At 54.6% G+C, this 20265-nt stretch carries 22 protein-coding genes; 5 read left to right on the top strand and 17 right to left on the bottom strand.

Going from position 1 to position 20265, the window contains the following annotated elements; all coding sequences use genetic code 11:
• Window positions 1–10: 10 nt before the first annotated feature.
• From nanQ to zapE, 11 genes are all read right to left on the bottom strand, one after another.
• Window positions 11–478, bottom strand: coding sequence for an N-acetylneuraminate anomerase (gene nanQ, locus OGX81_RS06925; protein WP_104869099.1), 468 nt, complete (start codon window positions 476–478; stop codon window positions 11–13).
• Window positions 478–1350, bottom strand: a complete 873-nt coding sequence (gene nanK / locus OGX81_RS06920; RefSeq protein WP_104868131.1) for an N-acetylmannosamine kinase — start codon at window positions 1348–1350, stop codon at window positions 478–480. Before nanK ends, nanQ begins: the two co-directional genes overlap by 1 nt.
• Window positions 1347–2036: an N-acetylmannosamine-6-phosphate 2-epimerase gene (locus OGX81_RS06915; RefSeq protein WP_104868130.1), complete on the bottom strand. Its 690-nt coding sequence runs from the start codon at window positions 2034–2036 to the stop codon at window positions 1347–1349. Before OGX81_RS06915 ends, nanK begins: the two co-directional genes overlap by 4 nt.
• A gap of 49 nt (window positions 2037–2085) precedes the next feature.
• Window positions 2086–3576, bottom strand: a complete 1491-nt coding sequence (nanT, locus tag OGX81_RS06910) for a sialic acid transporter NanT (protein WP_012135356.1) — start codon at window positions 3574–3576, stop codon at window positions 2086–2088.
• Window positions 3577–3696: 120 nt separating this feature from the next.
• Window positions 3697–4590 carry an N-acetylneuraminate lyase gene (nanA, locus tag OGX81_RS06905; protein WP_047460947.1) on the bottom strand — a complete coding sequence of 298 codons (894 nt, stop codon included), beginning with the start codon at window positions 4588–4590 and terminating at the stop codon, window positions 3697–3699.
• A gap of 137 nt (window positions 4591–4727) precedes the next feature.
• The gene (gene nanR, locus OGX81_RS06900) at window positions 4728–5516 is read right to left on the bottom strand and encodes a transcriptional regulator NanR (RefSeq protein WP_012135359.1); all 789 of its coding nucleotides are present in this window, start codon (window positions 5514–5516) and stop codon (window positions 4728–4730) included.
• Between the two features lie 115 nt (window positions 5517–5631).
• The gene (sspB, locus tag OGX81_RS06895; RefSeq protein WP_104868129.1) at window positions 5632–6132 is read right to left on the bottom strand and encodes a ClpXP protease specificity-enhancing factor; all 501 of its coding nucleotides are present in this window, start codon (window positions 6130–6132) and stop codon (window positions 5632–5634) included.
• A gap of 5 nt (window positions 6133–6137) precedes the next feature.
• Window positions 6138–6776 carry a stringent starvation protein SspA gene (gene sspA, locus OGX81_RS06890; RefSeq protein WP_012135361.1) on the bottom strand — a complete coding sequence of 213 codons (639 nt, stop codon included), beginning with the start codon at window positions 6774–6776 and terminating at the stop codon, window positions 6138–6140.
• Window positions 6777–7091: 315 nt separating this feature from the next.
• A complete protein-coding gene (gene rpsI, locus OGX81_RS06885; RefSeq protein ID WP_000829818.1) occupies window positions 7092–7484 on the bottom strand; it encodes a 30S ribosomal protein S9 in 393 nt (130 codons plus the stop codon).
• Window positions 7485–7499: 15 nt separating this feature from the next.
• The gene (rplM, locus tag OGX81_RS06880) at window positions 7500–7928 is read right to left on the bottom strand and encodes a 50S ribosomal protein L13 (RefSeq protein WP_000847556.1); all 429 of its coding nucleotides are present in this window, start codon (window positions 7926–7928) and stop codon (window positions 7500–7502) included.
• Between the two features lie 302 nt (window positions 7929–8230).
• Entirely contained in the window at window positions 8231–9355 is a 1125-nt protein-coding gene (gene zapE, locus OGX81_RS06875; RefSeq protein WP_104868127.1) for a cell division protein ZapE, read from the bottom strand.
• Between the two features lie 192 nt (window positions 9356–9547).
• On the opposite strand from zapE, the gene zapG reads away from it, so the two are divergent.
• From zapG to degS, 3 genes are all read left to right on the top strand, one after another.
• A complete protein-coding gene (gene zapG, locus OGX81_RS06870; protein WP_042292056.1) occupies window positions 9548–9946 on the top strand; it encodes a Z-ring associated protein ZapG in 399 nt (132 codons plus the stop codon).
• A 168-nt stretch (window positions 9947–10114) separates the two neighbouring features.
• Window positions 10115–11482 (top strand): serine endoprotease DegQ, encoded by a 1368-nt coding sequence (degQ, locus tag OGX81_RS06865; protein ID WP_049010581.1) that lies wholly within the window; start codon window positions 10115–10117, stop codon window positions 11480–11482.
• Between the two features lie 91 nt (window positions 11483–11573).
• Window positions 11574–12641, top strand: coding sequence for an outer membrane-stress sensor serine endopeptidase DegS (degS, locus tag OGX81_RS06860; RefSeq protein ID WP_012135367.1), 1068 nt, complete (start codon window positions 11574–11576; stop codon window positions 12639–12641).
• Window positions 12642–12744: 103 nt separating this feature from the next.
• Here degS and mdh read toward each other — a convergent pair whose 3' ends face one another.
• Window positions 12745–13683: a malate dehydrogenase gene (gene mdh, locus OGX81_RS06855; RefSeq protein ID WP_012135368.1), complete on the bottom strand. Its 939-nt coding sequence runs from the start codon at window positions 13681–13683 to the stop codon at window positions 12745–12747.
• A gap of 436 nt (window positions 13684–14119) precedes the next feature.
• Between mdh and argR the strand changes: the two genes are divergently transcribed.
• A complete protein-coding gene (gene argR, locus OGX81_RS06850) occupies window positions 14120–14590 on the top strand; it encodes a transcriptional regulator ArgR (protein WP_012135369.1) in 471 nt (156 codons plus the stop codon).
• A gap of 377 nt (window positions 14591–14967) precedes the next feature.
• Entirely contained in the window at window positions 14968–15231 is a 264-nt protein-coding gene (yhcN, locus tag OGX81_RS06845; RefSeq protein ID WP_012135371.1) for a peroxide/acid stress response protein YhcN, read from the top strand.
• 61 nt (window positions 15232–15292) lie between these two features.
• Here yhcN and OGX81_RS06840 read toward each other — a convergent pair whose 3' ends face one another.
• The 5 genes from OGX81_RS06840 to aaeX all read right to left on the bottom strand — a co-directional run bounded on the left by OGX81_RS06840 (window position 15293) and on the right by aaeX (window position 20253).
• A complete protein-coding gene (locus OGX81_RS06840) occupies window positions 15293–15568 on the bottom strand; it encodes a barstar family protein (protein ID WP_047460936.1) in 276 nt (91 codons plus the stop codon).
• Window positions 15569–15597: 29 nt separating this feature from the next.
• On the bottom strand, window positions 15598–17046 hold the full coding sequence (locus OGX81_RS06835; RefSeq protein WP_104868126.1) for an NAD-dependent succinate-semialdehyde dehydrogenase: 1449 nt from the start codon (window positions 17044–17046) through the stop codon (window positions 15598–15600).
• A gap of 90 nt (window positions 17047–17136) precedes the next feature.
• Window positions 17137–19104, bottom strand: coding sequence for a p-hydroxybenzoic acid efflux pump subunit AaeB (gene aaeB, locus OGX81_RS06830; RefSeq protein ID WP_012135374.1), 1968 nt, complete (start codon window positions 19102–19104; stop codon window positions 17137–17139).
• A 5-nt stretch (window positions 19105–19109) separates the two neighbouring features.
• Entirely contained in the window at window positions 19110–20042 is a 933-nt protein-coding gene (gene aaeA / locus OGX81_RS06825) for a p-hydroxybenzoic acid efflux pump subunit AaeA (RefSeq protein ID WP_286487535.1), read from the bottom strand.
• A 7-nt stretch (window positions 20043–20049) separates the two neighbouring features.
• Complete coding sequence (aaeX, locus tag OGX81_RS06820; protein ID WP_000051840.1) at window positions 20050–20253, bottom strand: p-hydroxybenzoic acid efflux pump operon protein AaeX; 204 nt, start codon at window positions 20251–20253, stop codon at window positions 20050–20052.
• Window positions 20254–20265: the final 12 nt, after the last annotated feature.

Genomic DNA, 20265 nt, shown 5'->3' with positions numbered 1-20265 from the left:
TCCGGTATTTTCATGCCTCTAATAAGCTGGCGCGCACCTTCACCACAGCTTTCTTAATCTCCCCTGACTCGCCAGCCATACACCCGGGCTTATGGGGTTCCCCCGGCATAAACACGGAGAACATCCCCGGTGTCAGCGTAATGGACTGCTGTTCATGGATACGGCGGCAAAGCTGGTAATCCTCTTCACCATGCAGCTCCTCGCATTCGCGCGCTGACCCGACTACGCCAAACAGAATGCGCTCCTCACCCGTCAATAACAGCTGAATGTCGATGTACTGCACATGCAGCTCCGCTTTTTTCTCCTGCGGCGACTGCGTGGCAAACTGCATCACATTCATAAACACATCGTCGCCCTGCAATTCGTAGCGCCCGGGCGTTTTCTCCTGCGGCCTTGCCGCCAGCGCCAGGGTTAACGCATCCAGCAATACCGGATGCAGCCCGGCAGACGGTAACGACTGAATTTCTCCCATCAACATCATTTATCTCCCTGAGCTAACAACGCAGCGCCCAGTAGCCCCGCGTCATGTCGGTAATGCGCTGCGCTCAACGCCACCTGATAAACCGCCGGCTCCTGCGCCAGAAAGTGGCGTACCTGCGCCAGATATCCCTCAGCTAACCCTACGCTGCCGCCAATAACCACCTGCTGGCAATCCGTTGTCGCTTTAACATCGGCAATTAACCGCGCGACAACCTGCGCGGAGTGCTGAACCAGACGCACAGCCTGTTCGTTCCCGGCCGCCGCATGTGCAAAGACAGTTCTGGCGTCGCACCCGGCCAGGGAACCCTGCGCCGCTGCCGCGATGCCGCGTCCTGAGGCGATAGCCTCCACACAGCCGCGTCGGCCGCAACCGCAAACCGGCCCCTGCGGATCGGCCAGAGTATGCCCCAGATGCCCGGCCAGACCGCTCATCCCGGTGAGCAATCTGCCGTCGCTCACCACGCCGCCGCCAACGCCGGTCGACACGGTAATAAACACCATATCGCGGACATCAGACGTAAGGGCATGGTATTCCGCCCATGCCGCCGCCTGCGCGTCATTCACCGCCAGCGTCGGCAGACCGGTAAGATCTTCTAACGTCTGCACCAACGGAAAATGCAGCAGACCACCCAGGTTATGCGGATTTATCGCCAGTAGCGCGCCTTCTCTGATAATGCCGGTAGAGGCTATCGCCACCCGCTGCGCGGTCGTTTGCAGCGGTTCAACCAGCGCTTTTAGCGCCTCTCGCAGCGCATCCGGCGTTTTGCTGGCGGGGGTCGGCAATTCACGTCGTTCGCGGATGCGTAAATCATCATCCACCCGCGCGGCAGCCAGCTTGGTGCCGCCAATATCGATCGCCAGCGTGCTCATGACGTCGCCTTTTTCAATGCCGTGTTGTACCACTGACAAATATGTTCCAGCCGCGTAATGGCAGATCCCACCGTCACCGCCCACGCGCCGTGACGCATGGCTTCAGCGGCCTGTGCCGGCGTGTTGTAACGCCCCTCGGCAATCACCCGGCATCCGGCATCATGCAGGGCTTTGACCAGCGCGAGGTCAGGTTCGTCCGGTGTGTCCGGCGTGGTGTATCCCGACAGCGTGGTGCCGATAATTTCCGCACCACGCCGCTGACAGGCTAATCCATCCTCCAGTGACGAGCAGTCGGTCATCGCCAGCAACTGGTGCTGATGAATACGCGCCAGCAGCGCATCAACGGTCGCCGGACGTACACGGTCAGTACCGTCAACCGCAATAATATCCGCCCCGGCCTGTGCCAGCGCATCCACATCCTCAAGAAATGGCGTGATGCGTACCGGGGAGTCGTCAAGGTCACGCTTGAGAATACCGATAATCGGTACGGAGACCAGCGCACGGGTCGCCCGCAAATTGTCCACGCCTTCAATGCGTAGCGCGACGGCGCCAGCCTGCTCCGCCGCCAGCGCCATCGCAGCCACGATGTCCGGTTTATCGAGCGGGCTGCCTGGAACCGGCTGGCAGGAGACAATCAACCCGCCATTGGCGGCAATGTTTTTATCCAGTTGTTCAAGTAACGACATATCCACTTCCTTACGCAGGTCGCCCGGCAAACTGGCCGGGCAAGCCTCATCAGCTTTTGGTTTTTACAAAGGCGCTTTTGTCGCCGCCAAACGGCACGGCCCCGCTGAATGGTTTTCCGTCGATAGCATCATGCATACGCAATGCTTCAGGACGCAGCCAGCGCTGTACGCGGGACGGCATATCCAACCCAATCAACAGGATCACCACAAAGGTCAGGCTGAAGGAGAGCGATCCCAGCGCGGTGCCCAGATCCAGACGCTGTGCGATCAGCGCCCCGAGGATAGGGGCCAGCGCGCCGCCCAGTGCGCCAACGTTATAGGTAAAACCCAGACCTGCCGCTCGCTGGTCGGTATCAAAATAACCGCCAATGAGTTTCGGTAAGATCCCGGAGATCCCCTGCCCCAGCATCTGCTGGAAAAACAGTAGCAGACCCAGTACCCAGACGTTTGCGCCGCCAATCGCAAATACCGGAATGATCAGCACCTGGGAAGCCAGCAAACTGCAAACGTAGGCTTTGCGCGTACCCAGCCAGTCGCCGAGGAAACCGCCCACGCAGCAGCCGACTGCCGCCCCAAAGCCGCTAAAGAAAAGCACCTGCGCAACGGTGTGAGGATCGTAAGCCAGTTCAGTTTTCAGATACGTTGGCAGCAGCGCCTGAATCGGCCATGAATAGAGGAAAGCAAAGAGCACCACGATCATCAGCATCACGCCCGTTGGCCAGCGTTTGCCGCTGCTTTGCACCATAAAACTGATGAAGATAACGGCGCACAGTAACCCTAACACCGCCACGATCGCCGCGTTTTGCAGGTCGCCCGCAAAGCAGAACCACAGCGCGGTTGCGGCGGCGATCGTCATCAGCACATTGACGACGCGATGTTCGCCCCGGTAGAGAATATCCACCATCGTGCGCACCGGCGCTTTGCCTTCGTGTTTCTCTTTCCAGTCTTCCGCTTCAGGGATATTTTTACGCAGCCAGAGCGCGAAAATGATCGGCAGAATGCCAATGAAGAACAGCGCGCGCCAGCCCCAGACCGGAACCACCAGGCTGTAAACCTGCGCCGCCACGACCGCCCCGACGGAGAAACCGGAAATCAGGAATCCACTGGCTTTATTACGTAAGTGCTTCGGCCAGCTTTCAATGACATAGGTGGCGCTGGAGCCATATTCGCCCGCCATTCCCATACCGATCACCAGACGGGCGATAAACATGGTGGTATAGCCGGGCGCAAAGCCGCAGGCCAGCGTCCCCATAGAGAAAAGAATGATACTGGTGACCATCGCCAGACGTCGGCCATAGCGGTCACCCATTGCGCCCAACATCAGCCCGCCAAACCAGCGGGAAATAAACGCCGCCGAGATCAGGCTGGCCGCCTGAACCGTCGTTAACCCAAACTCGCCCTGTACTTCCGTCAGAACAAGGGCAATCAACACAAAATCAAAACCATCAAGCAAATATCCCAGCCAGGCGGCGGAAAATGCCCGCCACTGCGCCCGGTTGAGATGGCGATACCACGGGATATTCTGGGTAGAAGTACTCATTTTTCATTCTCCCGACGATTTTTATTGTCGCTTTGCCGGATGGCGGCTTCGCCTCGCCTTACCCGGCCTACGTTTCATATTTTGTAGGCCGGATAAGCGTTAGCGCTATCCGGCAACCGGTCAACCGCGTTCCTGCATTAACTGCTGCGCCAGCGCTTTCAGTTCAGGCAGATACTTCTCATCAACCGGCGCAAACGGCTTACGGCACAGCGGTACGGAGACCACGTCCATGTAGTGCAGCACCGTTTTCAGCCCACGGAACACGCCGGTTTTAATGAGCAGATCGATGACCTTATTGCACTCGGTTTGCAGATGCTGCGCTTTCGCTACATCGCCTTCCTGCAAGGCCTTAACAATCCCCTGATAACGCCAGCCCATAATGTTGTAAGTGCTGCCGATTCCCCCGTCTGCGCCTGCCAGCAGACCGGAAGCGAAGATTTCGTCATAACCGTTGTAGAGCACCAGATCAGGATGCGCACGGCGGATCTGCTCCATCTGATAGAGATCGCCGGAGGTTTGTTTCAGCGCGCCAACGCCGGGCAGCGTAACCAGCGTGTTGATTTGCTCCAGCGTCAGCTTCACGCCGCTCAGCGCAGGAATGTTGTACACCACCATCGGTAATCCTTCAGCGGAATCGATAATGGCGCGGTAGTGATCGCAATGCTCTTCAAAGCTAAACGGATAATAAAACGGCGTCACGGCGGAAACGGCATCAAAACCGTAACGATGCGCCGCGCTGGCCAGTTGCTGGCTCTCTTCGGTACTGACCGTACCGACATGGGCAATCAGCGTCACCTTGCCCTTCGCCTCTTCCGCCACAATTTCCAGGACCTGCTCTCTTTCTGCGCGGCTCTGAACGAACGCTTCCCCGGTCGAGCCGCCGACGTACAGCCCATCAATGCCCTGTGCAATGTTGAAACGCACCAGACGGCGCAGGCTCTCAATATCCAGTTTCTGCTGGTTATCAAAAGGAGTTAACAACGCTGGCATTACGCCTCGTAAATCTTTTGCCATAACGACCTCTGTCGATGATTAGTGTTATCTGACTACATACCTTTATACCTGTTATACCAGATCAAATAAGCAGCACCCCAGTACAGAACGCACAGAGTGCGATCTACTTCACTAAACGATCGTCATGATCGCGATCGCTAACGCAATTTTTTCTTTTGATCAAAGGCGTGCCAGGTGGCGGATACGCTATTGAGGTGGGTTTGCAGCGCGCGGTCAGCTTCATCTGGATCGCGCCGACGAATGGCATCGACAATAGCGATATGCTCTTGATAGCTCACGCTATTATGCTCATGTAACTCCTGCCCGGAGACCGCAGGACGCGCAGCGATCAGCCAGTCCAGCAGCGCGACATGAATCGCCATGAAGATCGGATTGCCGGGGATTTCCGCCAGCACGCGGTGAAACTCGACGTCGGAACGAATGAAGAGCGCGTTATCGTCCAGCGACTGGCTGTTGATCTCCAGGGCTTTCGCCAGCAGATCAATTTGCTCATCCGTCGCGTGTTCCGCCGCATAGCGCACAAGGCTTGATTCAAAGAACAGGCGCAGTTGCTCAAAGTGGGCGATACCGCCGGGGTGCGAGAGGAAATCTTTCGCCATGCCGGAAAGTTCGCTGATGATGGTATCAGCAGAAGGCCGCGACACGCGGGCGCGTTCGCCGTTATTGATTTGCACCAGACCTTTACGCTTGAGCGCGGCAAGCGCTTCACGCACCGACGGGCGGCCCACGTTGAAGAAGGTCATCAACTCCCGCTCAGACGGCAGCTGCTCCCCTTCGCCGAATTCACCGCGACGAATCATCTGCTCCAGTTCTTCTTCTACCATTTCCGACAGTTTTTTACGCGCCAGCGGACGGCTGCGCAAACTACGGCCGATGGTTGGCGGAGAATTTTCTGCTTGCGAATCAAATGCGTTCATAGCGTCCATTATGTAAATCGTCGAGGAAAACAGCAACTAAAGCCATCCTATCACAGGATCGAAAGTGGGGTGAAATCGTGGCAGGCGTGAAAAAAAACAGGCCCTGAGGGCCTGTCTGTCTTGGTTACTTCACTACGCGTAATGCGGGTCGACCACCACGCGGCGGCGGCGGATCGTCATCAGGATTGTTGTCATCGCCATGATCGGGCTTATCACCATCAATCACGGACATGACCGTTTCGCTCTCCGCGCCCGGCGTTACATCGTCATCATTTAAGCTGGCGACGTCTTCATCGTAAGCGGCTTCAGGTTCAAACATTGTGCCTGCGCCGTTTTCACGCGCATAGATCGCCAGTACCGCAGCCAGCGGTACGGAGACCTGGCGTGGGACGCCGCCAAAGCGCGCGTTGAAACGCACTTCGTCGTTGGCCAACTCCAGATTGCCAACCGCACGGGGAGCAATGTTCAGAACAATTTGCCCGTCGCGCGCATATTCCATAGGGACATGCACGCCAGGCAGCGTCACATCCACCACCAGGTGCGGCGTGAGCTGGTTATCCAGCAACCATTCATAGAATGCACGCAGCAAATATGGACGGCGTGGGGATAGCTGTGACAAATCCATACTGATTAACCCCGACCGAGGCGCATTTCACGTTCAGCTTCAGTTAAAGAAGCGAGGAACGAGTCACGTTCAAAGACGCGGGTCATATAGCCTTTCAGCTCTTTAGCGCCCGCACCGCTGAACTCAATACCCAGTTGCGGCAAACGCCACAGCAGCGGCGCCAGATAGCAATCAACCAGGCTGAACTCATCGCTCAGGAAATACGGTTTTTGACCAAACACAGGCGCGATCGCCTGCAACTCTTCACGCAGTTGTTTACGCGCAACGTCAGCTTCAGAAGCGGACCCGTTCACGATGACGTTCATCAGCGTGTACCAGTCTTTTTCGATACGGTGCATGTACAGGCGGCTTTCGCCACGCGCAACCGGGTAAACCGGCATCAGCGGCGGATGAGGGAAACGCTCATCCAGGTATTCCATAATGATGCGAGATTCCCACAGGGTCAGCTCACGATCCACCAGGGTCGGTACGCTCTGACTCGGGTTGAGGTCAATCAGATCCTGAGGTGGGTTATCCTTCTCCACATGCTCGATCTCGAAACTAACACCTTTCTCCGCCAGCACAATGCGGACCTGATGGCTATAGATGTCAGTAGGACCAGAAAACAGCGTCATTACCGAACGTTTGTTGGCAGCGACAGCCATGAAAACCTCCAGGTATATTCAGAATTTTTACTGCTACCAGCCACCGCGTGGCCAGCCAGAAGTTATGTCACCCGCCTGCGGAAAAGTCATCATTGTTCAAAAAGCAAACAAAAAATGAACAATACCCGTTATTTGGGCAGAAAATTGGATGATAGTTTACCAGATTTTGTGACCTTTGTGGTGAGTCGATTCTGGAAATGGGGAAAAAGAGGTGGCAATCAGAGGATTACTTTGGACACACGCGCATTTTTTCCATAAAAAAACCCGCCGAAGCGGGTTTTTTCGCCAATGGTAATCTGCCGGAGCAGAAACCCATTAACGTTTGGAGAACTGCGGACGACGACGTGCTTTACGCAGACCGACTTTCTTACGTTCAACCTGACGAGCGTCACGAGTAACGAAGCCAGCTTTACGCAGTTCAGAACGCAGAGACTCGTCGTACTCCATCAGAGCGCGGGTGATACCGTGACGGATCGCACCAGCCTGACCAGAGATACCACCACCTTTAACAGTGATGTACAGATCCAGTTTCTCAACCATGTCGACCAGTTCCAGCGGCTGACGAACTACCATGCGGGCAGTTTCACGACCGAAGTACTGTTCCAGAGAACGTTGGTTGATAACGATTTTGCCGTTGCCCGGTTTGATGAACACGCGAGCTGCGGAACTTTTGCGGCGACCAGTGCCGTAGTATTGATTTTCAGCCATTGCCTATAATCCCGATTAGATGTCAAGAACTTGCGGTTGCTGTGCCGCGTGGTTGTGCTCGTTGCCAGCGTAAACTTTCAGTTTACGGAACATAGCACGACCCAGCGGGCCTTTTGGCAGCATGCCTTTAACCGCGATTTCAATCACACGCTCAGGACGGCGAGCAATCATCTCTTCAAAGGTCGCTTGTTTGATACCACCGATGTGACCGGTGTGGTGATAGTACACTTTGTCAGTACGCTTGTTGCCGGTTACAGCAACTTTGTCAGCGTTCAGAACGATGATGTAATCACCGGTATCGACGTGCGGAGTGTATTCCGCTTTATGCTTACCGCGCAGGCGAAGAGCCAGTTCAGTAGCCAGACGGCCCAGAGTTTTACCGGTCGCGTCAACAACGTACCAGTCGCGTTTTACGGTTTCTGGTTTAGCTGTAAAAGTTTTCATTAAAAGCTTACCCAATAGATAGTTACACGTTGGTGAACACCCAAACGTTTTCAATTGTTGAGGTTCACACGACAAAGTCCGGCAAACCTACCCCTTCGAATAGCCAATGCCAGCACACAAAAAGTTTTGGGAAAAAAACTTTCTTGTAACGTGGGGTCGCAGGATTATAGAGAAGTCAGGGGCAAAGATCGACCCCTTTTTGTGATTTGCAATGGGTTTTGTGCGAGGCATTTCTGCCGGTCTGATAAGCGAAGCGCCACCAGGCAACCTGCGCCGGATGGCGGCGAAACGCCTTATCCGGCCTACGGCATATGCGAACGTTTCAGATACTCCTCGCTCTGCATCTCCTGCAAACGCGACAAACAGCGCTGGAACTCAAACTTCAGGCGTTCGCCCTGATAGATCTCATATAAAGGCGCGTCGGCGCTCACCACCAGCTTCACATGGCGCTCGTAGAATTCATCCACCAGCGCGATAAAACGGCGCGCTTCGCTTTCCATCAGCGGCGTCATGACCGGCACATCAAACAGCAGAACCGTATGGAACAGGCGCGACAGCGCAATATAGTCATGCTGGCTGCGAGCGTCTACGCATAAGGTGACGAAGGAGACCGCCAGCGTCTGGTTTTCCACTCCCATCGTCGGTAACGGACGATGATTCACCTCCAGCGTTGGCGCATTCTCACGTTTCGCACCGGCCAGCGCCAGCCAGAGTTTATCCATCTGTTGCTGCGTTTCGTTATTACGCGGCGAAAGCCACAGATGCGCCTGCGTCAGCGTGCGCAGACGATAATCCACCCCGGCATCCACATTCATAATGTCGCAATGCGCTTTGATAGCGTCGATAGCCGGAAGGAAGCGGGTACGTTGCAGACCATTGCGGTACAGCTCATCCGGCGGGATGTTCGAGGTCGCCACCAGGGTAATGCCGCGGGCAAACAGCGCTTTCATTAAGCCGCCAAGCAGCATCGCGTCGGTGATGTCGGAAACAAAAAACTCATCAAAGCAGAGCACATCCGTTTCGGCTTTGAAACGATCGGCAATAATCTCCAGCGGGTCGGTCTGCCCCTGTAGCGCCGTCAGCTCCTCATGCACGCGCAGCATAAAGCGGTGGAAATGCAGACGCTGTTTCCGCTCGCCCGGCAGACTATGATAGAAGAGATCCATCAGCCAGGTTTTCCCTCGCCCGACCCCGCCCCACATATACAGACCACGCACCGGCGCATTCGCTGACGGTTCACGTTTGCCAAGCAGTTTACCGAAACGGGCCATCAGTCCGCCGGTTTGCGGCGCCGGGGGCGTTTTGGCGCTCAGCGCCTGGTAAATCGACTCCAGCCGGTTGACCGCATCTTTTTGCACGTCGTCGGGTTGATGGCTGCCATCATTGAGGGCCTGAAGGTAACGCGATGTGGGGGAAATGCTTTGCATGATGTTATTGTTATTCCTTGAAAATCGATGTGCCGACGTTCACGGCTGACGAAAAAAAGGCCGTTCTACATTACGTGATATAAACACGGGATTCCACTTCTACGGGATTAGCGGTTATAGTGGCATAATCAGGCGCAGGCATGGAGCCTAAAGCCAACACCCTACGGAAACAAAAGACAACGGGAGATGTTCATGACCTGGGAATATGCGCTAATTGGGTTAGTCGTCGGTATCATCATTGGTGCCGTAGCCATGCGTTTTGGTAATCGTAAATTACGCCAACAGCAGGCATTGCAGTACGAACTGGAAAAGAATAAAGCTGAGCTGGAAGAGTATCGTGAAGAGCTGGTCAGCCACTTTGCCCGCAGCGCCGAGCTGCTGGATACCATGGCGCATGATTATCGTCAGCTGTATCAGCACATGGCGAAAAGCTCCAGCAGCCTGCTGCCGGAACTGTCTGCGGAATCGAACCCGTTCCGTAACCGTCTGGCGGAGTCTGAAGCCAGTAACGATCAGGCGCCGGTCCAGATGCCGCGTGACTATTCCGAAGGCGCTTCCGGCCTGCTGCGTAGTGGCGCAAAACGCGACTAATCGCACATCGTTAAGAAATTTTTCGGGCGCAGCGATTGCGCCCGTCTCTTCTCTCCTGTCCCAGCTATTATTTAGTCATTAACCTCATTGTTACCAGGCCGAAAATTCAATAACATCAAACTGTTTTGAATCGTCTTTCCGTTCACTCAAGGTACGAGAGCAGGCTCCATGAAAAAACAAATCCCGTTGTTAAGTGCATTAGCGTTAAGTGTCGGGTTAACGCTCTCGGCACCGTTTCAGGCCGTCGCATCGATACCCGCGCAGATTCCCGGTCAGGCGGCGCTCCCCAGTCTCGCGCCAATGCTGGAAAAAGTGCTGCCGGCCGTGATTAGCGTGAAGGTTGAGGGAACCGCGACCCAAAGTCAGAAGGTTCCAGAAGAGTTTAAAAAGTTTTTTGGCGACGAGTTGCCTGATCAACCCTCTCAGCCGTTCGAAGGGCTGGGATCGGGCGTCATCATTGACGCCGCCAAAGGCTACGTTCTGACCAATAACCATGTCATTAATCAGGCACAGAAGATCAGCGTTCAGTTAAATGACGGACGCGAGTTTGACGCTAAACTGATCGGCAGCGACGACCAGAGCGACATCGCGCTGCTGCAAATCCAGAACGCCAGCAACCTGACGCAAATCGCCATCGCCGACTCCGACAAACTGCGCGTCGGCGACTTTGCCGTCGCGGTAGGCAACCCGTTTGGTCTGGGGCAAACCGCCACCTCCGGCATTGTCTCCGCGCTTGGCCGGAGCGGGCTGAATCTGGAAGGACTGGAAAACTTTATTCAAACCGACGCCTCGATTAACCGCGGCAACTCCGGCGGCGCGCTGCTGAATCTCAACGGCGAGCTGATCGGCATCAACACCGCTATTCTGGCACCTGGCGGCGGTAGCATCGGCATTGGGTTTGCGATTCCGAGTAATATGGCGCGCACGCTGGCGCAACAGCTGATTCAGTTTGGTGAAATTAAACGCGGCCTGCTGGGAATTAAAGGCATGGAATTGACCGCCGATATCGCCAAAGCCTTCAAGCTGGATGTACAGCGCGGGGCGTTCATCAGCGAAGTGCTCCCGGGTTCAGGTTCCGCGAAAGCGGGTGTGAAATCCGGCGACGTGATCACCAGTCTCAACGGCAAGCCGCTGAGCAGCTTTGCCGAACTGCGCTCACGCATCGCAACGACGGAACCCGGCACGAAAGTGAAGCTCGGTCTGTTACGCGACGGCAAACCGCTGGAAGTCGAAGTCACCCTCGACACCAGCACGTCATCCTCCGCCAGCGCGGAGATGATCGCCCCGGCATTGCAGGGCGCAACGCTGAGCGATGGTCAGTTAAAAGACGGCAATAAAGGCATCAAAATTGATAACGTTGAAAAAAGCAGTCCCGCCGCCCAGGCCGGTTTGCACAAAGATGACGTGATCATTAGCGTTAACCGCGATCGCGTGCACTCGATTGCGGAAATGCGCAAAGTGCTGGAAGCGAAACCGTCGATTATTGCGCTACAGGTCGTACGCGGTAACGAGAACATTTACCTGCTCCTGCGTTAAGTCATCGTTAACCGGACATCAGCCCCGCGTGCGATGTCCGGTTAACTCGTGGTATGCTGCTGCCGTTCCCTTTTTTAATGACGCCTCCATCATGTTTGTGAAGATCTTACGTTCGGTCGCAATTGGTCTTATTGTGGGTGCCATTCTGTTGGCGGCCATGCCCTCGCTGCGCAAAATAAATACCCTGACCACACCGCAATTCGACAGCGCGGATGAGACGCCAGCCAGCTATAATTCGGCGGTTCGCCGCGCCGCGCCTGCCGTCGTCAACGTTTATAACCGCAGTATGAACAGCACCACGCATAATCAGCTTGAGATCCGCACGCTGGGATCGGGCGTGATCATGGATCAGCGCGGTTACATCATCACCAATAAGCATGTGATCAACGATGCGGATCAGATCATCGTCGCCCTACAGGATGGACGCGTGTTTGAAGCGCTGCTGGTTGGTTCGGATACGCTGACGGATCTGGCGGTGTTAAAGATTAATGCCACGGGCGGTCTGCCGACGATCCCGATCAACACGAAACGCTCACCGCATATTGGTGATGTGGTTCTGGCCATTGGCAACCCGTATAACCTGGGGCAGACCATTACTCAGGGGATCATCAGCGCCACCGGGCGTATCGGTCTGAACCCGACCGGACGACAAAACTTCCTGCAAACGGACGCCTCCATCAACCACGGTAACTCCGGCGGAGCGCTGGTTAACTCGCTGGGCGAACTGATGGGCATTAACACCCTGTCATTTGATAAGAGTAACGACGGCGAGACGCCGGAAGGGATCGGTTTTGCAATCCCGTTCCAGTTAGCGACCAAGATTATGGATAAGCTGATCCGCGATGGTCGCGTGATTCGCGGTTATATCGGCATCGGTGGGCGGGAAATCGCGCCGCTGCATGCGCAGGGCGCCGGGATGGATCAAATCCAGGGGATTGTGGTCAATGAAGTGTCGCCGGATGGCCCGGCTGCGCAGGCGGGTATTCAGGTCAATGATGTGATCATTTCAGTCAACAACAAACCTGCCGTTTCCGCTCTGGAGACTATGGATCAGGTTGCTGAAATACGTCCAGGTTCGGTGATCCCGGTGATTGTGATGCGTGACGATAAAAAGCTGACGCTCCAGGTCACCATTCAGGAATACCCGGCGACAAATTAACATAATAAAAAAACCGGAGTCATCTCCGGTTTTTTACTGTGTCTCGGTTAACTTGTAGGCCGGATAAGGTGTTTACACCGCCATCCGGCCTGCACAAAAGCGCTTACTTGTTAACGAACTCTTCGCCCAGGGCGATATCTTTTTTCAGCGTATCCAGCATACCTTCCAGCGCATTCTGTTCAAACGCGCTCAATTTGCCGATAGACTTGCGCTCTTCCACGCCGTTTTTACCCAGCAGCAGCGGCTGAGAGAAGAAGCGCGCATACTGGCCGTCGCCTTCAACGTAGGCACATTCCACCACGTCCTTCTCGCCTTGCAGCGCGCGCACCAGAGAAAGACCAAAGCGCGCAGCAGCCTGACCCATAGACAGAGTTGCCGATCCGCCGCCAGCCTTCGCTTCAACCACTTCCGTACCCGCATTCTGGATACGTTTGGTCAGGTCAGCCACTTCCTGCTCGGTGAAGCTGACGCCCGGGATCTGCGACAGCAGCGGCAGAATGGTCACGCCAGAGTGACCGCCGATAACCGGAACTTCAACGTCGGTCGGCAGTTTGCCTTTCAGTTCCGCGACAAAGGTGTTGGAGCGGATGATGTCCAGCGTGGTCACGCCAAACAGTTTGTTCTTGTCGTAAACGCCTGCTTTTTTCAGCACTTCAGCAGCGATAGCGACGGTAGTGTTCACCGGGTTGGTGATGATGCCCACACAGGCTTTCGGACAGGTCGTTGCGATCTGTTGTACCAGGTTCTTCACGATACCTGCGTTGACGTTAAACAGGTCGGAACGATCCATACCCGGTTTACGCGCCACGCCAGCCGAGATCAGTACGACGTCTGCGCCTTCAAGCGCCGGGGTCGCGTCTTCGCCGGAGAAACCTTTGATTTTTACTGCTGTAGGGATATGGCTCAAGTCAACGGCCACACCTGGGGTCACTGGAGCGATGTCGTACAGGGAGAGTTCTGAACCTGAAGGCAGTTGGGTTTTTAACAGTAGTGCAAGCGCCTGGCCGATACCGCCGGCAGCGCCGAGGACTGCGACTTTCATCCTAAACTCCTTATTATATTGATAAGCTAAGTGTTTGTTGCTCCGCGGCGGCGACCATAATTCACAAATCCAATGAATACAACCACCACGCGTCAAGAATGCGTAGTCACGCAAATTTGGCTTTTATGCATTTAACTTACGTAATAGAAAAGCTAATTTACGTAATTCAAAAGCGCCTGAACCACAGAACAACTTTCCAACAGGTGCTGACAATATACTCTACTGCCCCTCCAAAACAACATCAATTTGATAACATTTAATTTACTTTTAAGCTTATTTGCGCGCCGTGACGCAGGCATGTTTCTTGATAACGGAATTTGATAGAATTCCGCTCTTTCATAACATTATTTCAGCCTCCGGTGAGGCAGACTGTTTGCATAAAAATTCATCTGTATGCATAATAATGTTGTTTCCATCCTCATATTACGGGTGACTTATGCGAAGCTCGGCTAAACAAGAAGAATTAGTCAAGGCGTTCAAAGCGCTACTCAAAGAAGAAAAATTCAGTTCACAGGGCGAAATCGTCCTCGCGTTACAGGATCAGGGCTTTGATAACATCAACCAGTCCAAGGTCTCGCGCATGCTGACCAAGTTCGGCGCGGTGCGTACCCGCAACGCAAAAATGGAGATGGTCTACTGTCTCCCGGCTGAGCTAGGCGTGCCAACCACCTCCAGCCCTTTAAAGAATCTGGTGTTAGATATCGACTACAACGATGCTGTTGTGGTGATCCATACCAGTCCTGGCGCCGCACAGCTGATCGCGCGTCTGCTGGACTCGCTGGGGAAAGCGGAAGGCATTCTCGGAACCATTGCCGGTGACGACACCATTTTCACCACCCCCGCGAATGGCTTTACGGTGAAAGATCTGTACGAAGCCATTCTGGAACTGTTCGAACAAGAGCTGTAATCCCTTCTCCCCGTCGTTAAGCGCGACGGGGAAAAAACCTGCCGCCACCTCTTCTGCCGTCATTTTTCACTGCCTGTCATTTAACAAATAGTGCGTTTAACCGTCAAAAATCATTTACATGGTGAATGTGCATTGGAAAAAACGCACAAATTGCAAAATTTCATATCCTTATGATTTTATTGAATTTAATCTTAACAACATGCTTTTTAACACGTTTTTAATTCCATACGGTTATAAAAAAACAAATCATTAACACACAATAACCCATGAAACCATTAGCGTGGTATTAATTAATCGCGTGATTAGTGTATACTTGATTTTGTGATGAGGGTCACGAAACACAGACCCTAATAAAAGAATTCGACGAGGTAAAAATCATGAAAATCAAAACTACTGTTGCAGCATTAAGCGTTCTGTCCGTTCTCTCTTTTGGCGCATTCGCAGCCGAATCCATCAACGCAGAACAAGCGCAAGGCCGTCAGGCTATCGGCTCTGTTTCCGTAAGCGCTATCGGTTCTTCCCCGATGGATATGCATGAAATGCTGAACAAAAAAGCAGAAGCAAACGGCGCATCCGCCTATCAGATTACTGAAGCACGTAGCGGCGACAACTGGCACGCTACGGCAGAACTTTACAAATAAACCCTCGTCGTCTAGTCCGACGACTTGCCCCCGACTGCCGGGGGCTTTTTTATGTTTGTCGTCACGAATGGCGAACATTAAACCGCAGCTGCCCTTCCAGTTCCTCTTCTGCTTCATCAAACAGCAAAATCAGCGCGCCGTAGCGCCTGCGCAGTTTTTCCGGCAGATGAACAAACTCAATCTCCAGCGGCAATGGCAGCACCTCGCTCATGAGAGTATCCCATAGAGAATCAAGATCGCCGACTTTCTCTCTGGCAAGGCCAAACATCCGCGTAAACTCGCGGTAAAAATCGTTCTGGTCTTCTATTTCATCAAAATCAAAGGTATAGATGTTCATAGCCAGCCACCATCCCCGACGCAGTCACATTACAGGCCGCCGATGTGCAGGGTCTTCACTTCCAGAAACTCTTCAAGCCCCAGCACCGATCCTTCACGTCCCAGACCCGACTCTTTCACCCCGCCAAATGGCCCCAGCTCGGTTGATACGGCGCATTCATTAATCCCAATCATGCCGCTTTCAATCGCCTGGGAAACACGGAATACGCGTTGTAAATTTTGCGTGTAGAAGTAAGCCGCCAGGCCAAACGGCGTATTGTTGGCGCGCTGAATGACCTCGTCTTCACTGGTAAAACGAAAGCAGGCCGCGACCGGCCCGAAGGTCTCTTCACTGGCCAGTTTCATCCCATCGCTACAGTCGCCCAGTACGGTGGGCTGCCAGAAATTCCCGCCTAACGAATGCGCTTTAGCGCCTGCCAGCACCTTCGCCCCTTTTGCGATAGCGTCCTCAACGTGCTCACGCACTTTATCGACAGCCGCCGGTTCAATCAGCGGGCCGACGATCACGCCCTCCTCCAGACCATTTCCGACCTTCAGTTTTTGTACGGCATCCGCCAGCTTGCGGGTAAATTCGTCATAGACCGACTCATGGATATAGAAACGGTTAACGCTGACGCACACCTGCCCCGCGTTGCGGAATTTATTGGCGATCGCCCCCTGTACCGCAGCGTCAATATCCGCATCGTCAAACACGATATACGGCGCATTGCCCCCCAGTTCCATCGAGACTTTCTTCATCGTGTCAGCCGCGTTACGCACCAGCGTTTTCCCAACGGCGGTCGATCCGGTAAAGGAGATTTTGCGTACCTCGTGGCTGGCCATAATGGCGTCGCTGATCTCTGGGGTATTGCCCGCGACGGCGTTCAGCACGCCGTCAGGTACGCCAGCTTTCTTCGCCAGCGTCAGCAAGGCGAATGCGCTAAGCGGCGTGTTATTCGCCGGTTTAATGACCCCTGTACAGCCTGCCGCCAGCGCCGGGCCTAATTTACGGGTCAACATTGCCATCGGGAAGTTCCACGGCGTAATCGCCGCCACGACGCCAATCGGTTCACGGGTGGCAAAGATCCGCGATCCGGGTTTAATCGGCGGAATTATTTCGCCATTTGCCCGCTTCGCCTGTTCAGCAAACCACTGGATGAAACTGGCGGCGTACTCCACTTCGCCTTCTGCCTCTTTCAACGGCTTCCCCTGCTCAGTGGTCATCAGACGGCCCAGCCAGGATTTATGCTCAATGATCAGTTCATACCAGCGATACAGAATGGCCGAGCGCTCTTTTGCCGTTTTGACCCGCCAGGTAGGGAAGGCTTTTGCCGCCGCCGCAATCGCCTCTTCGGTCTCTTTTTTACCGGCTTTGGCAACGGCGGCTATCGTTTCACCGGTTGCCGGATTAAGAACATCGAAGGTGTTATCCAGCGTTTTCCAAAGTCCATCAACCAGATATCCCGTCTGAAAAAGTTCGTTGTCCTGGAGCGTTTGCATGGTTCTTTCTCCTCCTGATGTCATGTTTTTCGCACGTCAGATAAGTATAGCCACAAAAAAACCGACGCTTTTGGCGTCGGCTCCTGAGTGTTAGTTATCCGTCAAGGCGTGCTGATATTTGTGCAACATGCCGGATAGCCGTTTTACCGGCTCCGTCACCCGTGGCGGCGCTTCCCAGACTCGCAATTTTTCCTGATAGACATCAAGCTCATCCAGCAGTTGTCCAAAGTAGCGCCGACGCTTATCGTCATTTCCGGCTGAAATCACATGATCGGCCGTACGCCGGAGCTGGCGGTGAAAAGCAGATAAATCATGATTGACCGGGATGGGCGCATCACGCAGACGTTGGTGTGCAATGATCATCGTCAGCGCCAGACGAAACTTCGGCAGGTCGCCCGGGAATTTGTTCATTAACAAGAACAACTGCTGATACAGCGCCGGAAGGTGGTTCTCTTTACGGCGCACAACGTTGGTGGTCATTGCAGACACCGCTGCGGAAACGAACTGGTTAAGCAGTACACGTCCGGTTCTGTCGCGTGAATTATCACGAACCAACAGAATGACGATAAACGCCATCATGCACCCCACAATCTGCCCGAGCGCGCTGTCAAGGAACTGGCTGAAGTGGAAGGTCATCGGGTTGTCCAGCACGATGATGTTAATGGTACTGGCCAGCGCCCCCATTGAACCCAGCCGCCGTTTCTGGACTTCGATCCCGAGAAAGAATCCCAGCACCGCCAGGCTCAGACACAGCAGCAACATGCTTTGCTGTGTATTCGGGATGATCACTAAAAAATAGAGCAGGCCCAACGGCAGCGCCGCCAGCGTCCCGTAAATAAAGTCGATAGCGACCATGCGCGGGTTGGGCAAGCGCATCGCCAGCGACGTGACGACCGCAATCATCACCATCGCGCCACTTCCCGACGTCCAGCCCGTCCACAGCCAGAATAAAGTACCCAGCACACAGGACAGCGTGGTACGCCAGAAGTTAACCATCGCGTGATGTCGCTCGGCAGATTCCACCTTCACGACGGGCTCGCCCTGCAACACTTCCTCTTCCGTCACGCTGATTTTGGCGTTGCCAATCACGCCGCGCTTCAGCAGCAGATAGCGCGTCGCCGCACCGGCCCAGGTGTAAAGGGTTACGGGCGTTTCACGTTCGCCGGTCCAGGCGATGATGCGACGCATCCGCTTAAGTTGTTTATGTACGTCCTGCGCGGTTTCGACGGGCGTTTCGAACAGCTCGCGGAAGGTATCGGTGATCAACTCCGGGTGAGTGTTCTGAATCAGGTATGTTTCACAGGACTGGGTGATCAGCGTCAACGAGAGCGTATTCAGCGCTTTCAGGCGGCGGTTGGCGCGCCCCCAGCGCGATGACTCCATATTGAGATTGCTGCGCATGCCTTCCAGCGCCGCCGTCCGCCGCACCAGATCGCCCCAGGCTTTGTCCACTTCCTCACTGTCGCCGTGCTTAATACACAGCTGCATCAGCTGGTATTGCGCCACCAGCAGACCGTCGACTTCACGATCCACTTCCTGTTTCACTGAACGCGGCGAAAAGAGCAGATCCGCCATAATGGCGCAGACGATACCAATCACGATCTCGCTGCAACGTTCAACCGCGAACTGCGGCGTCAGTAGTGGCTCCGCCTGAATAGTAATGACGATGATCAGCGCCGTATACCCGGACAGCCCCCATGCATAGGAGTTTTCAACCCGCACCAGCGAGGAGATCCAGGTACAAAATCCCGCCCAGATACAGCACACCAGAATCATTAATAACGGCGCGCGAATCATGGTGATGATAATGGTCAGCGCGGCGATACAGCCAATAAATGTCCCGATGATACGCAGCATCCCGCGATAGCGAATCGCGCCGGAATAGGGTTCCCCACCGGCGGCGAATGCCGGGCCTGCGGCGACAATCGCGGCGGTCAGCACCGCCCAGCGCGGCGTCTCAAGCTGAAAGTGAAAGCCAACGAACAGCGCCAGGACGATGGCGCATGCCAGTTTTACCGCAAAGCGGATATGCTGGTTGGCAATGGAGAAAATACCCATGGTGATTAACCAAACTCGCGCAGACGGTGCGCCATTTTACGGAAGAAGGAGTCCTGCGTTTCATCTCGATCCTGCTTGCCGGTAATCACAACGGTTGCGGTTGTCCCGGCAGGCCACAGGTTGTCCTGCTGATCGTCCAGACGGATACGTACCGGAACACGCTGCGCCAGACGTACCCACTCCAGATTAGAGTCGATGGTCGCCATCCCTTTGGCGTCACGCGTGCTGCTGGCGTTAGTGACCCCAGCCGCCACGCTGTCAACGGTGCCTTTCAACACTTTGTTACTGCCAAGCGGCGTTATCTCTGCGCGATAGCCTGGACGGACGCCTTCCAGTTTGGTCTCTTCCATATAGGCCAGCACGTAGAAAGAGTGCTGTTTCACCAACGCAACCGCCGTTGAGCCACGGGTAATAAACTCGCCGGTGTAGACGTTCAGGTTGGTGACCCAACCGTCAGCAGGGGCGCGAATCACGGTACGTTCGAGGTCTAATTTTGCCAGATCGCGCGTCACCTGCGCTTTGGCAAGCTGATGTAATACGGTTTGCAGAACGTTATTGGCCTGATCGATCTCTTCACGCGACATCGCCTGGACGCCAAGGCGGTTACGGCGGCCAGCCTCCTGACGTTTTTCCTGTGCCAGCACCTGGTAGTAGGCAACATCAGCTTCCGCTTCTTCGAGGGCTTTTTTATAGCGCGGCTGATCGATGGTGAACAGTATCTGGTCTTTCTTCACCAGCTGGTTATCATGCACACTCACGTTGGTGATAAGGCCCGCGACGTCTGGCGCAATGGCAACCACGTCGGCGCTGAAGCGCGCGTCACGCGTCCACGGCGACTCGGTGTAATAGACCCAGGCACGGAAAATTGCGATGAAGGCCAGAATGACCAGTACGAGCGTGATGGCCGTACGAGAGAGTTTTCTTGTTAGTGTTTTCACTTCTACCTCAAACGAACAAGCGCGATATTAAATAGAACAGGCAGCAATACAGCGCGGTATTAAACAGAGCCGGATGCCAGACGAAGTCATAAATGCCGGTTGGAACCAGCATCCGGCGCACCAGCCAGAAAATCGCCAGTGACAAAAGCAATTCGAAAAATATCGGTGGGAAGGAGAGACCAAACACCACGATAACGGGAAACAGACTCATGTTGACCTTGAT

The organism is Citrobacter sp. CK206 (assembly GCF_030333125.1).
In the GTDB taxonomy this organism is placed as follows: domain Bacteria; phylum Pseudomonadota; class Gammaproteobacteria; order Enterobacterales; family Enterobacteriaceae; genus Citrobacter_B; species Citrobacter_B koseri.
Note: the sequence above shows the minus strand (reverse complement) of the source record. Positions and strands in the feature narration are given on the sequence as shown.

Coding starts and splice junctions, on each gene's coding strand:
- zapE (WP_104868127.1), bottom strand. CDS start 9,355: ATGCAAAGCATTTCCCCCACATCGCGTTACCTTCAGGCCCTCAATGAT.
- OGX81_RS06835 (WP_104868126.1), bottom strand. CDS start 17,046: ATGCAAACGCTCCAGGACAACGAACTTTTTCAGACGGGATATCTGGTT.
- nanQ (WP_104869099.1), bottom strand. CDS start 478: ATGTTGATGGGAGAAATTCAGTCGTTACCGTCTGCCGGGCTGCATCCG.
- zapG (WP_042292056.1), top strand. CDS start 9,548: ATGACCTGGGAATATGCGCTAATTGGGTTAGTCGTCGGTATCATCATT.
- rpsI (WP_000829818.1), bottom strand. CDS start 7,484: ATGGCTGAAAATCAATACTACGGCACTGGTCGCCGCAAAAGTTCCGCA.
- sspB (WP_104868129.1), bottom strand. CDS start 6,132: ATGGATTTGTCACAGCTATCCCCACGCCGTCCATATTTGCTGCGTGCA.
- degQ (WP_049010581.1), top strand. CDS start 10,115: ATGAAAAAACAAATCCCGTTGTTAAGTGCATTAGCGTTAAGTGTCGGG.
- sspA (WP_012135361.1), bottom strand. CDS start 6,776: ATGGCTGTCGCTGCCAACAAACGTTCGGTAATGACGCTGTTTTCTGGT.
- mdh (WP_012135368.1), bottom strand. CDS start 13,683: ATGAAAGTCGCAGTCCTCGGCGCTGCCGGCGGTATCGGCCAGGCGCTT.
- nanA (WP_047460947.1), bottom strand. CDS start 4,590: ATGGCAAAAGATTTACGAGGCGTAATGCCAGCGTTGTTAACTCCTTTT.
- OGX81_RS06840 (WP_047460936.1), bottom strand. CDS start 15,568: ATGAACATCTATACCTTTGATTTTGATGAAATAGAAGACCAGAACGAT.
- OGX81_RS06915 (WP_104868130.1), bottom strand. CDS start 2,036: ATGTCGTTACTTGAACAACTGGATAAAAACATTGCCGCCAATGGCGGG.
- aaeB (WP_012135374.1), bottom strand. CDS start 19,104: ATGGGTATTTTCTCCATTGCCAACCAGCATATCCGCTTTGCGGTAAAA.
- nanR (WP_012135359.1), bottom strand. CDS start 5,516: ATGGACGCTATGAACGCATTTGATTCGCAAGCAGAAAATTCTCCGCCA.
- rplM (WP_000847556.1), bottom strand. CDS start 7,928: ATGAAAACTTTTACAGCTAAACCAGAAACCGTAAAACGCGACTGGTAC.
- nanK (WP_104868131.1), bottom strand. CDS start 1,350: ATGAGCACGCTGGCGATCGATATTGGCGGCACCAAGCTGGCTGCCGCG.
- aaeX (WP_000051840.1), bottom strand. CDS start 20,253: ATGAGTCTGTTTCCCGTTATCGTGGTGTTTGGTCTCTCCTTCCCACCG.
- yhcN (WP_012135371.1), top strand. CDS start 14,968: ATGAAAATCAAAACTACTGTTGCAGCATTAAGCGTTCTGTCCGTTCTC.
- nanT (WP_012135356.1), bottom strand. CDS start 3,576: ATGAGTACTTCTACCCAGAATATCCCGTGGTATCGCCATCTCAACCGG.
- argR (WP_012135369.1), top strand. CDS start 14,120: ATGCGAAGCTCGGCTAAACAAGAAGAATTAGTCAAGGCGTTCAAAGCG.
- degS (WP_012135367.1), top strand. CDS start 11,574: ATGTTTGTGAAGATCTTACGTTCGGTCGCAATTGGTCTTATTGTGGGT.